This is a genomic window from Nocardioides marmoraquaticus, assembly GCF_054777915.1.
In genome coordinates, this window is sequence record NZ_BAAHAA010000005.1 from 116,202 (window position 1) to 129,063 (window position 12,862).

Below are 12,862 nucleotides of genomic sequence, written 5' to 3' on the forward strand. Positions count from 1 at the left end.
CGCGGCAGGGCCGACGGACCGATGCCCCGGCGCTCCGATACGCCCTCGCCCCTGCCTCTGGTACAGATATGCTGTCTCGCGAATTTCTCGACGGAAAGCACCGGTGACTGACTCATGGCGCGCATCGTGATCGCCGACGACGACGCGGACATCCGCGAGCTCGTCGTCTTCAAGCTGCGGCACGGCGGGCACGACGTCGTGCCCGTGGGCGACGGCGCGGCCGCCGTGGAGGCCTGCACCTCCGAGCGGCCCGACCTGGTGATCCTCGACGTGATGATGCCGGGCATGAGCGGCCTCGACGCCGCTCGCGCGCTGCGGGCCGACTCCTCGATGGACGGCCTGCCGATCATCATGCTGACCGCCCGGGCCCAGGAGTCCGACATCGAGCAGGGCTTCGAGGCCGGCGCCGACGACTACATCGTCAAGCCGTTCAGCCCCCGCGAGCTGGCCTCGCGCGTCTCGGCCGTCCTCGCGCGCCGCTGACCCGACCCGACCCACGCACGCCGGGAACACCCCGGCGGTGCGCGGCGTTGTGACGCCGTACGACGATTGGCGCCGCCGGTGCGACCGGTGGCAGAATCCTCGGCTGGCTCCGGTTCACGTCGTCCTCGCCCGTCCTGGCGGGGGCACGACCCGGCGGCCCTGAACTCCTGGAGAGGACACCCATGCAGAAGGACATCCACCCGCAGTACACCGAGACGTCCGTCCGGTGCACCTGTGGCAACACGTTCACCACCCGCAGCACCAAGGCGTCCGGCGAGATCCGCGCCGAGGTCTGCTCCAGCTGCCACCCGTTCTACACGGGCAAGCAGAAGATCCTCGACACCGGCGGTCGCGTCGCCCGGTTCGAGGCGCGCTACGCCAACCGCACGAAGGCCAAGTAGCCCTCTGCCCCCGGGACCCCGCCGTCCCCGGCCCTCGCGGGCCGGTCGGACGGCGGGGTCTCCCCGTTCCGCCAGCACGACACAGGAGGAGGCAGGCAGGTGTTCGAGGCCGTCGAGCAGCGCGCGCAGGAGCACGCCGAGGTCGAGCAGCGGCTCGCCGACCCGGCCGTGCACAGCGACCCGGTCCAGGCCCGCCGCCTGGGCCAGCGATACGCCGAGCTCGGCGCCGTCGTCCGCGCCCACGACGAGTGGGTGCGCCTGGGTGACGACCTCGAGGCGGCCCGCGAGCTCGCGGCCGAGGACGACGCCTTCGCCGACGAGACCGTGGTGCTCACCCGGCGCCTCGCAGAGGCCGAGGAGCGGCTGCGCCAGCTCCTCGTGCCGCGTGACCCCTCCGACGGCAAGGACGTCCTGCTCGAGGTGAAGTCGGGGGAGGGCGGTGAGGAGTCGGCGCTGTTCGCCGGCGACCTCCTGCGCATGTACACCCGCTTCGCCGAGCGCCGGGGCTGGTCGACCGAGGTGCTCGACGCCACCGAGTCCGACCTCGGTGGCTTCAAGTCGGTCACCGTCGCGGTCAAGGCCAAGGGCACGCCCGAACCGGGCCGAGCGCCGTTCGCGCTGCTGAAGTTCGAGGGCGGCGTGCACCGCGTGCAGCGGGTGCCGGTCACCGAGAGCCAGGGCCGCGTCCACACCAGCGCGGCCGGCGTCCTGGTGATGCCCGAGGCCGAGCAGGTCGACGTCGAGGTCCACGACTCCGACCTGCGCATCGACGTCTACCGCTCCAGCGGGCCGGGCGGGCAGAGCGTCAACACCACCGACTCGGCGGTGCGGATCACCCACCTGCCCACCGGCGTGGTCGCCAGCTGCCAGAACGAGAAGTCGCAGCTGCAGAACAAGGAGCAGGCGATGCGCATCCTGCGCGCCCGGCTGCTGACGGCGGCCCAGGAGGCGGCCGACGCGGAGGCCAGCGACGCGCGCCGCTCGCAGGTGCGCAGCGTCGACCGCTCGGAGCGCATCCGCACCTACAACTACCCCGAGAACCGCATCTCCGACCACCGCACCGGCTACAAGTCCTACGACCTCGACCGGGTGCTCGACGGCGACCTCGACGCCGTCGTCGCCTCGTCGGTCGAGGCCGACACCGCCGCCCGGCTCGAGGCGCTGGGGGAGTGAGACCCGGAGCGGCGCCGCGCGGGCTGCTGCGCGCCGCCTCGGCGCGGCTGGCCGAGGCAGGTGTGGCGAGCCCCGAGCACGACGCCGCCGAGCTGCTGGCCCACGTGCTCGGCACGACGCGCGGTCGGCTGCTGCTCCTCGACTCCGTCGACCCGGCGGCCGAGGCGACGTACGACGCCCTGGTCGCGCGTCGCGCGAGCCGCGAGCCGCTGCAGCACCTCACCGGCACCGCGGCCTTCCGTCACGTCGAGCTCGCGGTGGGCCCCGGGGTCTTCTGCCCGCGCCCCGAGACCGAGCTGCTCGCCGGATGGGCGCTGGAGCAGCTGCCCGGCGACGGGACGGGCCGCACGGTCGTCGACCTGTGCACCGGCTCGGGCGCCGTCGCCGCGGCCCTCGCCGACGAGGCCCCCGGTGCCGCCGTGCACGCCGTCGAGCTCGACCCCGACGCCCATGCCTGGGCGGCGCGCAACCTCGCCGGCACCCGTGTCGACCTGCGGCTCGGCGACATGGCCGACGCCTTCGGCGACCTCGACGGCACCGTCGACGTCGTCGTCGCCAACCCGCCGTACGTGCCGCTCGAGGCCTGGGACGGCGTCGCCCCCGAGGCCCGCGACCACGACCCCGCGCTGGCGCTGTGGTCCGGTCAGGACGGTCTCGACGCGATGCGGGTGCTCGAGGGCGTCGCGGCGCGGCTGCTGCGGCCCGGCGGCGTGGTCGGGGCCGAGCACGCCGACGTGCAGGGGGCGAGCGCGGTGGAGGTGTTCGGCCGCACCGGGCGCTGGCGCGAGGTCCGCGACCACCGCGACCTGGCAGGTCGTCCGCGCTTCGTGACGGCGCGGCTGGCACCATGACCGCATCATGAGTGGCGCGCCCGAGCTCTTCGACCTCTCCGACCCCGAGTCCCGCGAGGCGGGCCTGTCCGCCGCGGTCAACGCCTGCCGACGCGGGCGGCTGGTCGTGCTCCCGACCGACACCGTCTACGGCCTCGGTGCCGACGCCTTCGACCCCGAGGCCGTGCAGCGACTGCTCGACGCCAAGGGTCGCGGCCGGGAGATGCCGCCGCCGGTGCTGGTCTCGACGCCGACCACGCTCGACGCCCTCACCACCGACGTGCCGTCGTGGGTCTCGGGGCTGGTGGCCCGCGCGTGGCCCGGCCCGCTGACCGTCGTGTGCCGCCAGCAGCCGTCGCTGCGCTGGGACCTCGGCGAGACCCGCGGCACGGTCGCCGTGCGCATGCCCGACGACGACGGCGCGCTCGACCTGCTGGGCCGCACCGGGCCGCTCGCGGTCTCCTCGGCCAACCTGACCGGGAGCCCCGCCGCCCAGACCGCGCAGCAGGCGCTCGACATGCTGGGGGAGTCGGTCGCCGTCGTGCTCGACGGTGGCCCGAGCCGCGGCCAGGTCGCCTCCACCATCGTCGACGCGACCACCGAGGTGCCGAAGGTGCTGCGCGAGGGCGGGCTGGCGCTCGACGAGCTGCGCGCGGTGCTCGAGGAGCTGGGCGCCTCGACCGACGAGCTGGGCCCGGCCCCCGAGACGGGCGCCGCGCCCGAGCCCGAGCCGGGGGAGGACCCGCCGGGTGCGTGAGTACCTCGTCGTCTTCCTGGTCGCGGGCACGGTCAGCTACCTGACGTGCGTGTTCGCCCGGGAGGCGGCGATCCGTGCAGGAGCGGTCGCGCGCGTGCGCGACCGCGACGTCCACGCCACCCCGATCCCGTACTTCGGCGGCGTCGCGATGCTGCTCGGCCTGGCCGCGGGCCTGCTGCTCGCCTTCCGGCTGCCGTTCCTGTCCACCGCCCCGCCGCTGGTGGTGCACGACGCCGTCTGGGTGCTCGTCTCCGGCGCGCTGATCTGCGCGATCGGCGTCGTCGACGACCTCATCGAGCTCGACGCGCTGACGAAGCTGGGCGGGCAGGTGCTGGCGGCCGGTGTCCTGGTGCTCAACGACGTGCGGCTGTTCAGCATCAACCTGCCCTCGCTGGGCCAGCTCGGGCTGGAGCCGACCCAGGCGAGCCTGCTGTCGATCCTGCTCGTCGTCGGCACCATGAACGCGGTCAACTTCGTCGACGGCCTCGACGGCCTGGCGGGGGGCGTCGTCCTCATCGGCGCCGGTGCGTTCTTCGTCTTCTCCTACTCGCTGGCTGCGGTCAACGGCGAGACCCTGGCCATCACCGCGGCAGCGCTGTGCGCCGCCATGGGCGGGGCCTGCGCGGGGTTCCTGCCGCACAACTTCTTCCCCGCGCGCATCTTCATGGGCGACTCCGGGTCGATGCTGCTGGGGCTGGTCATGGCCGGCTCCGTGCTGAGCCTGACCGGCCAGTTCGCGACCGTGACCGTCGAGCGCGACGGCGGCACCGGCGACTCGACCATCGTGCTGCTGCTGCCGATCCTGCTGCCGGTCACGATCCTGCTCGTGCCGCTGGCCGACCTCGTGCTGGCCGTGGTCCGCCGCACCCGGCGCGGGCAGGCGTTCTACCAGCCCGACAAGGAGCACCTGCACCACCGGCTGCTCGAGATCGGCCACACCCAGCGGCGCGCCGTGCTCCTGATGTGGCTCTGGGCGGGCCTGGTGGCCTTCGGCGGCGTGAGCCTCGGGCTCTACCGCGGCCCGCTGACGTACGCCGCCCTCGTGGTCGTCGCGGTCGTGACGGTGGTGCTGACCTTCCTGCTGCCGCGCATCCAGCGGCACCACGTGCTGCCGGGCTGAGCCCCGCCCGATTGGGTGCTGCCCGAGCGCTTGTGCTACTTTTCACAAGCACGACAGACCGCCTGGCGGGGTGCTCCACCGGACCCCGTCGACGACCTTCGAGGCCGCCGATGACGACGACCGACCGCCCCCGCAGCGGACCCGCCCCCCAGGGCCGGCCGCAGGGTGCCGTCCGGCCGCTGGTGGCCACGGTCGTCGTCGGTGCTGCGCTCGGCACGTGCGCCGCGCTGACGACCGGCTCGGCCGGCGTGTGGGGCGTGGTCGTGGGCGTGGTGCTCACCTTCGCCTCGCTGGGGCTCGGCAGCCTGGTGCTCGCATGGGTCGCCGACATCACCCCGGCGATGTCGCTGGTGGTCGCGCTGATGACCTACACGCTGCAGGTGGTGCTGCTGCTGGCGGCCTACGTCGTGCTCCAGGGCGACGCGTCCGCCCGCGCGGCGGTGTCCGGCCCGTGGCTCGGCGCAACGGTCATCGCGAGCACCGTCGTCTGGCTGGCGCTGCAGGTCAGGGGCCTGTTCACCGCGCGCCAGCCCTACTTCGACCTGCCGTCCGACGACGCCCCCCAGGAGGGTCACGACCGGGTCGGCACGAGCCGTCCCGGTGACCCGGAGGCGGGGACGACGTGAGCCCTGCCCGCTGCTACAGTCCGGAGCGCGATGTCACAGCAGAAGCCTCATGCTGCGCGCGAGACGCCGACCACGCTGCGAGCCCAGGGGGACCCCTGGCAGGCGTTCGGCTACATCGTCGGCGGGGTGGGTTTCTACGGCGTCGTCGGGTACGGGCTCGACCACTGGTGGGGGACCTCCTTCATGGTGGTCGTCGGGATCCTCGTCGGCGCGGTGCTCGGCACCTACCTGACGGTGACGTACCTCGCCCACACGGGGGCGCGGCAGACCCCGGACCGACACACCCCGACGCAGCACGACGAGACAGCACCACGCGAGCAGGACTGAGGAGTCACACGTGAGCTTGACCGGCATCTTCGAGGCGGCCGTCCTCGTCCCTGCCTCGTCGGCGGAGGGCGAGGGCTACACGCCCCCCGGCCCCGGCAGCTTCCTCTTCCCGCCCATCTTCGAGGCGGGCGGCCTCGGCTTCACCAAGGCGATGGGCCTGATCGTGCTCTCGGCCGTCATCGTCCTGGGCTTCACGATCCTGGCCTCGCGCAAGGCCGCGGTCGTGCCCGGCCGGCTGCAGTTCGCCGGCGAGACGGTCTACAACTTCGTCCGCAACTCCATCGCGCGCGACAACATCGGCACCGAGCACTTCATGAAGTTCGTGCCCTACCTGTTCTCGCTGTTCCTCTTCATCGTGGTCAACAACTACTACGCGCTGATCCCGTTCCTGCAGTTCCCCAGCTTCTCGCGCATCGGCTTCATCGTGCCGCTCGCCCTGATGTCCTGGCTGCTCTACATCGGCGTCGGCATCTGGAAGCACGGCCCGTTCGGCTACCTCAAGCACGCCACGGTGCCCGGCGGCGTCAAGGGCCCGATCCTGGCGCTGCTGATCCCGCTGGAGTTCATCTCCAACCTCGTCGTGCGTCCGTTCACGCTGACGCTGCGACTGTTCGGCAACATGTTTGCCGGCCACCTGCTCCTCGTGCTGTTCGCCACCGGTGGTGCCTACCTCCTCACCAGCGGCAACGTCCTCTACGGCGTGGTCGGTGTGCTGTCGTTCGGCATGGGCATCGCCGTCAGCTTCCTCGAGCTGCTGGTGCTGTTCCTGCAGGCCTACGTCTTCACCCTGCTCAGCGCGATGTACGTCGGCGAAGCCCTCGCCGACGAGCACTGAGCCCCACCACCCCAAGTTTCGCCAGCAAGCCGGCGCCACCGACGGCGTCGCAGACGAAAGGAAAAGCCGTGAATGGCTCTCTCAACCTGATCGGTCTCGGCCTCTCGGCCATCGGCCCCGGCGTGGGCATCGGCCTGATCTTCGCCGCGTTCATCTCCGGCGTCGCGCGCCAGCCCGAGGCGCAGAGCCGCCTGCAGTCGATCGCCATCCTGGGCTTCGTCCTCGCCGAGGCGCTGTTCATCATCACCGTGGCGCTCGCGTTCGTCATCACCTGATCAGGCGACCGACATGACCGTCACTGGACCCGTCGTACTCGCGGCGGAGATCGAGAACCCGCTCGTCCCGATCCTGCCCGAGATCATCCTCGGCCTGATCGTGTTCGCGCTGATCTTCGTCGGCATTCGCAAGTTCGTCGTGCCGGCCTTCGAGAAGGCCTACGCCGAGCGCACTGCCGCCATCGAGGGCGGCCTGTCGGCGGCCGAGACCAAGCAGGCCGAGGCCGACGCCAAGCTCGCCGAGCTCGAGCAACGCCTCGCCGAGGCGCGGCAGGAGGCCGCGCGCATCCGCGAGGAGGCGCGTGAGCAGGGGGCGCAGATCGTCTCCGAGATGCGCTCGCAGGCGCAGTCGGAGTCGACCCGCATCGTCGAGCACGGCAAGGCCCAGATCGAGGCCGAGCGCCAGCAGGCGCTCACCTCGCTGCGGGCCGAGGTCGGCACGCTCGCCACGTCCCTCGCCGGCCGCATCGTCGGCGAGGCGCTTGACGACGACGAGCGCTCGACCCGCGTGGTCGACCGCTTCCTCGCCGACCTCGAGCTCGTCGAGCAGTCGCGCCCGGCCGACCAGACCGGCGGGAGCGCCGTCTGATGCCCTCCGCCGACCTGCGAGGCGCCTCCCTCGACGCGCTCGACTCCCTCTCCGGCCGGGTCACCGACCTGCCGGCCGAGGAGTCCGCGCGCGTCGGTGAGGACCTCTTCGCGGTGGCCTCGCTGCTTCGCACGGAGCCGGCGCTGCGCCGGGTGGCCACCGACGTCTCGACCGACGCCTCGGCCAAGTCCGGCCTGCTGCGCTCGGTGCTCGACGGCAAGGTCTCGGGTCCCGCGCTCGACGTGGTGGCCGACGCCGCCGAGAAGCGCTGGACCCGCTCGCGCGACCTCGCCGACGCTCTCGAGCAGCTCGGGGTCGTCGCCGTGGTCCGGTCGGCGGGTGACCAGGCCGGTCGCCTCGCCGACGAGCTCTTCGCGGTGCGTCGTCTCGTCGACGGGGCTCCCGAGCTTCGCACGGCGCTCGGCGACCCGGCCCGCTCGGCCTCCGACCGCGCCGGGCTGCTCGAGCAGCTGCTCTCGGGCAAGACCCTCGACGCGACCCGGCTCCTGGCCCGCCAGGCGCTCTCCGGGAGCTACCGCACCGTGTCGCTCGCGCTGGAGGCGTTCGAGGACGTCGCCGCCGAGGTGCACGGCCAGCGGGTGGCCACCGTCCGCGTCGCCCAGTCCCTGGGCGACGAGGAGCGCGAGCGGCTCCGCGCCGCACTCTCGCGCAGCTACGGACGCGAGGTCCACCTCGACGTGGTCGTCGACCCGTCGGTGCTCGGAGGCGTCCGTGTCGAGATCGGCGACGACGTCATCGACGGCACCGTCTCCAGCCGCCTCGACGAGGCGCGCCGCAAGCTCGCCGGCTGAGCACCACCCGGCGCACCCCGCCGGCCCCCACCACTTCGCTTGACATTTCGCACCAGAGAGTAGGGATGAAGACATGACGGAGCTTTCCATCCGTCCGGAGGAGATCCGCGACGCGCTGCAGCGTTTCGTGTCGGACTACACCCCCGACGCCGCCAGCAAGGAAGAGGTCGGCACCGTCGCCGAGGCCGGCGACGGCATCGCGCGTGTCTCCGGCCTGCCCTCGGCGATGGCCAACGAGCTCCTCGAGTTCGAGGACGGCACGCTCGGCCTCGCGCTGAACCTCGACACCCGCGAGATCGGCGTCGTCATCCTCGGTGACTTCGAGGGCATCGAGGAGGGCCAGAAGGTCCGCCGCACCGGCGAGATCCTCTCGGTCCCCGTGGGCGACAAGTTCCTCGGCCGCGTCGTCGACCCGCTCGGCAGCCCGATCGACGGCCTGGGCGAGATCGAGAGCGACACGCGTCGTGCCCTCGAGCTGCAGGCGCCCACGGTGGTGCAGCGCAAGTCGGTGCACGAGCCGCTGGCCACCGGCATCAAGGCCATCGACGCGATGACCCCGATCGGCCGCGGCCAGCGCCAGCTGATCATCGGTGACCGGGCGACCGGCAAGACCACGATCGCGATCGACACGATCATCAACCAGAAGGACAACTGGGCCTCGGGCGACCCGAGCAAGCAGGTCCGCTGCATCTACGTCGCGATCGGCCAGAAGGGCTCGACCATCGCCTCGGTGCGCGGCGCCCTCGAGGAGGCCGGTGCGCTCGAGTACACCACCATCGTCGCGGCTCCGGCCTCCGACAGCGCGGGCTTCAAGTACCTCGCGCCCTACACCGGCTCGGCCATCGGCCAGCAGTGGATGTACGACGGCAAGCACGTCCTGATCATCTTCGACGACCTCACCAAGCAGGCCGAGGCCTACCGCGCGGTGTCGCTGCTGCTGCGCCGCCCGCCGGGTCGCGAGGCCTACCCGGGTGACGTCTTCTACCTGCACTCCCGCCTGCTCGAGCGCTGCGCGAAGCTGTCCGACGACCTGGGCGCGGGCTCCATGACCGGCCTGCCGATCATCGAGACCAAGGCCAACGACGTGTCGGCCTACATCCCGACCAACGTCATCTCGATCACCGACGGCCAGATCTTCCTGCAGTCCGACCTGTTCGCGTCCAACCAGCGTCCGGCCATCGACGTCGGCGTCTCGGTGTCGCGCGTGGGTGGTGCGGCGATGACCAAGGCGCTCAAGGGCGTCACCGGCTCGCTCAAGGTCGACCTCGCGCAGTTCCGCGCGATGGAGGCGTTCGCGATGTTCGCCTCCGACCTCGACGCGGCGTCGCGCCAGCAGCTGGCCCGTGGTCAGCGCCTGATGGCGCTGCTGCGCCAGCCGCAGTACTCGCCGTACTCGATCGACGACATGACCGTCTCGCTGTGGCTGGGCACCTCCGGCCGGCTCGACGACGTGCCGACCGACGACGTGCTGCGCTTCGAGCAGGAGTTCCTCGAGTACCTCCACCGCTCGCACGACGGCCTGATGTCCGGCATCCGCGAGTCGCTGAAGTGGGAGGACGAGGACTCGTTCGCCAGCGCCTACGACTCGTTCCTCGACCAGTTCGAGACCTCCGACGGCGGCTCGATCAAGCCCGGCCACGAGGCCGACGCCGAGGCGCTGGACGACGAAGACGTCGAGCAGGAGCAGATCGTCAAGCAGAAGCGGGGCTGACCCCACCGATGTCGAAGTCCCAGTCGATGCGTCACCCGGGAGGTGAGTGCTGATGGCCGTGTCGTTGCGCGAGTACCGCGCGCGGATCAGGTCGACCGAGTCGATGAAGAAGATCACGCGCGCCATGGAGCTCATCGCCGCGTCCCGGATCATCAAGGCGCAGCAGCGGGCGCAGGCGGCAGCGCCGTACGCCCGTGAGCTGACGCGGGCGGTCTCCGCGGTGGCGACGTTCTCCAACGTCGACCACCCGCTGACCACCGAGAGCGAGGACCCCAAGCGCGCCGCGGTGCTGGTCGTGACCAGCGACCGCGGTCTCGCGGGGGCCTACTCCTCCAGCGTGCTCAAGGAGTACGAGCGCCTCGCCAGCAAGCTGCGCGAGGACGGCAAGGAGATCGAGACCTACGTCTCCGGTCGCAAGGCCGAGGCCTACCTCCGGTTCCGCAACCGCTCGGTGGTCAAGAGCTGGACCGGCCACTCCGACCAGCCGCACTACGAGGTGGCCCGCGAGATCGGCGGGGCGCTCATCGAGGCGTTCCTGCGCGACAGCGACGAGGGTCCGGCCGAGCCCGAGGGCGAGGAGGGCTTCGCGTTCTCCGGCGTCGACGAGGTCCACGTGGTCTACACGCGGTTCCGCTCGATGCTGACCCAGGAGCCGACCACGGTCCGGCTGCTGCCGCTCGAGGTCGTCGAGGGCGAGGAGAAGCCCTCGAAGGAGGAGCTGCTGCCGCTCTACGAGTTCGAGCCGTCCCCCTCGGAGGTGCTCGACGGGCTGCTCCCGCGCTACGTCCAGAGCCGGATCTTCTTCGCCCTGCTGCAGGCGGCCGCCTCCGAGCTGGCCGCTCGTCAGAAGGCGATGAAGTCCGCGACGGACAACGCCGACGAGCTGATCAAGAAGTACACCCGCATCGCCAACCAGGCCCGCCAGGCCGGCATCACCCAGGAAATCAGCGAGATCGTCGGTGGCGTCAACGCGCTGGCCGACGCCACGGCCGGAAGTGAGTGAGAGACACGTGACTGCCACCGCAGAAGAGACCCAGACCACCGAGGGCCAGGGCGGCACCGGCCGCATCGCCCGCGTCATCGGGCCCGTCGTCGACGTCGAGTTCGCCAGCGACGAGATGCCCGACATCTACAACAAGCTCACCGTCACGGTGACCCTCGGCGGCGAAGAGACCAGCCTGCCGCTCGAGGTGGCCCAGCACATCGGCGACGGCATGGTCCGCGCCATCTCGCTGAAGCCCACCGACGGCCTGGTGCGCGGTGCCACCGTGCAGGACACCGGCAGCCCGATCACCGTGCCCGTCGGCGACGTCACCAAGGGCCACGTCTTCGACGCCCTCGGCGAGGTGCTGAACCTCGAGGAGGGCGAGCAGTACGAGGTCAACGAGCGCTGGGGCATCCACCGCAAGGCGCCGGCCTTCGACCAGCTCGAGGCCAAGACCGAGATGTTCGAGACCGGCATCAAGGTCATCGACCTGCTGACCCCCTACGTGACCGGCGGCAAGATCGGTCTGTTCGGTGGCGCCGGCGTCGGCAAGACCGTGCTGATCCAGGAGATGATCGCCCGCGTCGCCAAGAACCACGGCGGTGTGTCGGTGTTCGCCGGGGTCGGCGAGCGCACCCGTGAGGGCAACGACCTCATCGCCGAGATGGAGGAGGCCGGCGTCATCGGCCAGACCGCCCTCGTCTTCGGCCAGATGGACGAGCCGCCGGGCACCCGGCTGCGGGTCGCGCTGTCCGCGCTGACGATGGCGGAGTACTTCCGCGACGTCCAGAACCAGGACGTGCTGCTCTTCATCGACAACATCTTCCGGTTCACCCAGGCGGGCTCGGAGGTGTCGACCCTGCTGGGCCGGATGCCCTCCGCGGTGGGCTACCAGCCCAACCTCGCCGACGAGATGGGCGTGCTCCAGGAGCGGATCACCTCGACGCGCGGTCACTCGATCACCTCGATGCAGGCGATCTACGTGCCGGCCGACGACTACACCGACCCGGCGCCCGCCACGACCTTCGCGCACCTCGACGCGACCACCGAGCTGTCGCGCGAGATCGCCTCGCTCGGCATCTACCCCGCGGTGGACCCGCTGACGTCGACCTCGCGGATCCTCGACCCGCAGTACATCGGCAAGGACCACTACGACTGCGCGATCCGCATCAAGCAGATCCTGCAGCGCAACAAGGAGCTGCAGGACATCATCGCGATCCTCGGCGTCGACGAGCTGTCCGAGGAGGACAAGATCATCGTCAGCCGGGCCCGTCGCATCCAGCGGTTCCTGTCGCAGAACACCTACGTCGCCAAGCAGTTCACCGGCATCGAGGGCTCGACCGTGCCGATCGCCGACACGATCGAGGCCTTCAACAAGATCGCCGACGGCGAGTACGACCACGTGGCCGAGCAGGCCTTCTTCATGTGCGGTGGCCTCGACGACGTCGAGAAGAAGTGGGCCGAGATCCAGAAGTCCACGGGTGAGTCCTCGTGAGCCTGCACGTCGAGCTCGTCGCCGCCGACCGCCTGGTGTGGTCGGGGGAGGCGGACCGGGTCATCGCCCGCACCGCGGAGGGTGACATCGGTGTGCTGAGCGGGCACGCCCCGCTGCTCGGCCTGCTGGTCGAGGGCGTCGTCGACGTGCACACCACCGACGGCGAGACGTGGATCGCGGCGGTCGACGCGGGCTTCCTCTCGGTGGCCAACGACCGGGTCTCGATCCTGTCCGAGCGCGCCGAGATGGCCCACGACATCGACCTGTCGAAGGCCCGCCAGGACCTCGAGCGGGCCCACGAGGCCGGCGAGGACGAGGACGGCGCCCAGGCCGAGGTACGCCGCCTCGAGGCGCGCGTGCGCGCCGCCGAGCGGGCGGGCTGACCCCCCGCGCACGACTGATCGACGAGGGCCGTCCCGGTGCTGACCGGGGCGGCCCTCGTC

General features: G+C 71.5%; 16 protein-coding genes. All 16 read left to right on the top strand.

The window, feature by feature from the left end; all coding sequences use genetic code 11:
* Positions 1–114: 114 nt before the first annotated feature.
* The 16 genes from ACYU8I_RS05565 (at position 115) to ACYU8I_RS05640 (ending at position 12,802) form a co-directional block, all read left to right on the top strand.
* Positions 115–483 carry a response regulator transcription factor gene (locus ACYU8I_RS05565; protein ID WP_460838339.1) on the top strand — a complete coding sequence of 123 codons (369 nt, stop codon included), beginning with the start codon at positions 115–117 and terminating at the stop codon, positions 481–483.
* A 182-nt stretch (positions 484–665) separates the two neighbouring features.
* Entirely contained in the window at positions 666–884 is a 219-nt protein-coding gene (gene rpmE, locus ACYU8I_RS05570) for a 50S ribosomal protein L31 (RefSeq protein ID WP_460838341.1), read from the top strand.
* 99 nt (positions 885–983) lie between these two features.
* Positions 984–2,057, top strand: coding sequence for a peptide chain release factor 1 (gene prfA, locus ACYU8I_RS05575; RefSeq protein ID WP_460838342.1), 1,074 nt, complete (start codon positions 984–986; stop codon positions 2,055–2,057).
* Positions 2,054–2,908 (top strand): peptide chain release factor N(5)-glutamine methyltransferase, encoded by an 855-nt coding sequence (gene prmC, locus ACYU8I_RS05580; RefSeq protein WP_460838345.1) that lies wholly within the window; start codon positions 2,054–2,056, stop codon positions 2,906–2,908. The genes prfA and prmC overlap by 4 nt, the downstream gene beginning before the upstream one ends.
* Positions 2,909–2,915: 7 nt before the next feature.
* Positions 2,916–3,644, top strand: a complete 729-nt coding sequence (locus tag ACYU8I_RS05585; RefSeq protein ID WP_460838347.1) for an L-threonylcarbamoyladenylate synthase — start codon at positions 2,916–2,918, stop codon at positions 3,642–3,644.
* Positions 3,637–4,764, top strand: coding sequence for an MraY family glycosyltransferase (locus ACYU8I_RS05590; protein ID WP_460838349.1), 1,128 nt, complete (start codon positions 3,637–3,639; stop codon positions 4,762–4,764). The genes ACYU8I_RS05585 and ACYU8I_RS05590 overlap by 8 nt, the downstream gene beginning before the upstream one ends.
* A gap of 110 nt (positions 4,765–4,874) precedes the next feature.
* Positions 4,875–5,390: a hypothetical protein gene (locus tag ACYU8I_RS05595; protein WP_460838350.1), complete on the top strand. Its 516-nt coding sequence runs from the start codon at positions 4,875–4,877 to the stop codon at positions 5,388–5,390.
* 30 nt (positions 5,391–5,420) lie between these two features.
* Entirely contained in the window at positions 5,421–5,717 is a 297-nt protein-coding gene (locus ACYU8I_RS05600) for a hypothetical protein (RefSeq protein WP_460838352.1), read from the top strand.
* A gap of 10 nt (positions 5,718–5,727) precedes the next feature.
* A complete protein-coding gene (gene atpB, locus ACYU8I_RS05605; protein WP_460838355.1) occupies positions 5,728–6,552 on the top strand; it encodes a F0F1 ATP synthase subunit A in 825 nt (274 codons plus the stop codon).
* 68 nt (positions 6,553–6,620) lie between these two features.
* Positions 6,621–6,827, top strand: a complete 207-nt coding sequence (gene atpE, locus ACYU8I_RS05610; RefSeq protein ID WP_460838357.1) for an ATP synthase F0 subunit C — start codon at positions 6,621–6,623, stop codon at positions 6,825–6,827.
* Between the two features lie 13 nt (positions 6,828–6,840).
* Complete coding sequence (locus ACYU8I_RS05615) at positions 6,841–7,416, top strand: F0F1 ATP synthase subunit B (RefSeq protein ID WP_460838359.1); 576 nt, start codon at positions 6,841–6,843, stop codon at positions 7,414–7,416.
* Positions 7,416–8,228 (top strand): F0F1 ATP synthase subunit delta, encoded by an 813-nt coding sequence (locus ACYU8I_RS05620; protein WP_460838362.1) that lies wholly within the window; start codon positions 7,416–7,418, stop codon positions 8,226–8,228. Before ACYU8I_RS05615 ends, ACYU8I_RS05620 begins: the two co-directional genes overlap by 1 nt.
* Positions 8,229–8,301: 73 nt before the next feature.
* Entirely contained in the window at positions 8,302–9,939 is a 1,638-nt protein-coding gene (atpA, locus tag ACYU8I_RS05625) for a F0F1 ATP synthase subunit alpha (protein WP_460838364.1), read from the top strand.
* A gap of 52 nt (positions 9,940–9,991) precedes the next feature.
* Complete coding sequence (locus tag ACYU8I_RS05630) at positions 9,992–10,942, top strand: F0F1 ATP synthase subunit gamma (protein ID WP_460838366.1); 951 nt, start codon at positions 9,992–9,994, stop codon at positions 10,940–10,942.
* A gap of 7 nt (positions 10,943–10,949) precedes the next feature.
* Positions 10,950–12,419, top strand: a complete 1,470-nt coding sequence (atpD, locus tag ACYU8I_RS05635; RefSeq protein WP_460838368.1) for a F0F1 ATP synthase subunit beta — start codon at positions 10,950–10,952, stop codon at positions 12,417–12,419.
* Complete coding sequence (locus tag ACYU8I_RS05640) at positions 12,416–12,802, top strand: F0F1 ATP synthase subunit epsilon (RefSeq protein WP_460838371.1); 387 nt, start codon at positions 12,416–12,418, stop codon at positions 12,800–12,802. Before atpD ends, ACYU8I_RS05640 begins: the two co-directional genes overlap by 4 nt.
* Positions 12,803–12,862: the final 60 nt, after the last annotated feature.

Excerpts from the sequence above, each read along its gene's own strand:
- ACYU8I_RS05565 (WP_460838339.1), top strand. The coding sequence starts at position 115 with ATGGCGCGCATCGTGATCGCCGACGACGACGCGGACATCCGCGAGCTC.
- rpmE (WP_460838341.1), top strand. The coding sequence starts at position 666 with ATGCAGAAGGACATCCACCCGCAGTACACCGAGACGTCCGTCCGGTGC.
- ACYU8I_RS05585 (WP_460838347.1), top strand. The coding sequence starts at position 2,916 with ATGAGTGGCGCGCCCGAGCTCTTCGACCTCTCCGACCCCGAGTCCCGC.
- ACYU8I_RS05595 (WP_460838350.1), top strand. The coding sequence starts at position 4,875 with ATGACGACGACCGACCGCCCCCGCAGCGGACCCGCCCCCCAGGGCCGG.
- ACYU8I_RS05600 (WP_460838352.1), top strand. The coding sequence starts at position 5,421 with ATGTCACAGCAGAAGCCTCATGCTGCGCGCGAGACGCCGACCACGCTG.
- ACYU8I_RS05615 (WP_460838359.1), top strand. The coding sequence starts at position 6,841 with ATGACCGTCACTGGACCCGTCGTACTCGCGGCGGAGATCGAGAACCCG.
- ACYU8I_RS05620 (WP_460838362.1), top strand. The coding sequence starts at position 7,416 with ATGCCCTCCGCCGACCTGCGAGGCGCCTCCCTCGACGCGCTCGACTCC.
- atpA (WP_460838364.1), top strand. The coding sequence starts at position 8,302 with ATGACGGAGCTTTCCATCCGTCCGGAGGAGATCCGCGACGCGCTGCAG.
- ACYU8I_RS05630 (WP_460838366.1), top strand. The coding sequence starts at position 9,992 with ATGGCCGTGTCGTTGCGCGAGTACCGCGCGCGGATCAGGTCGACCGAG.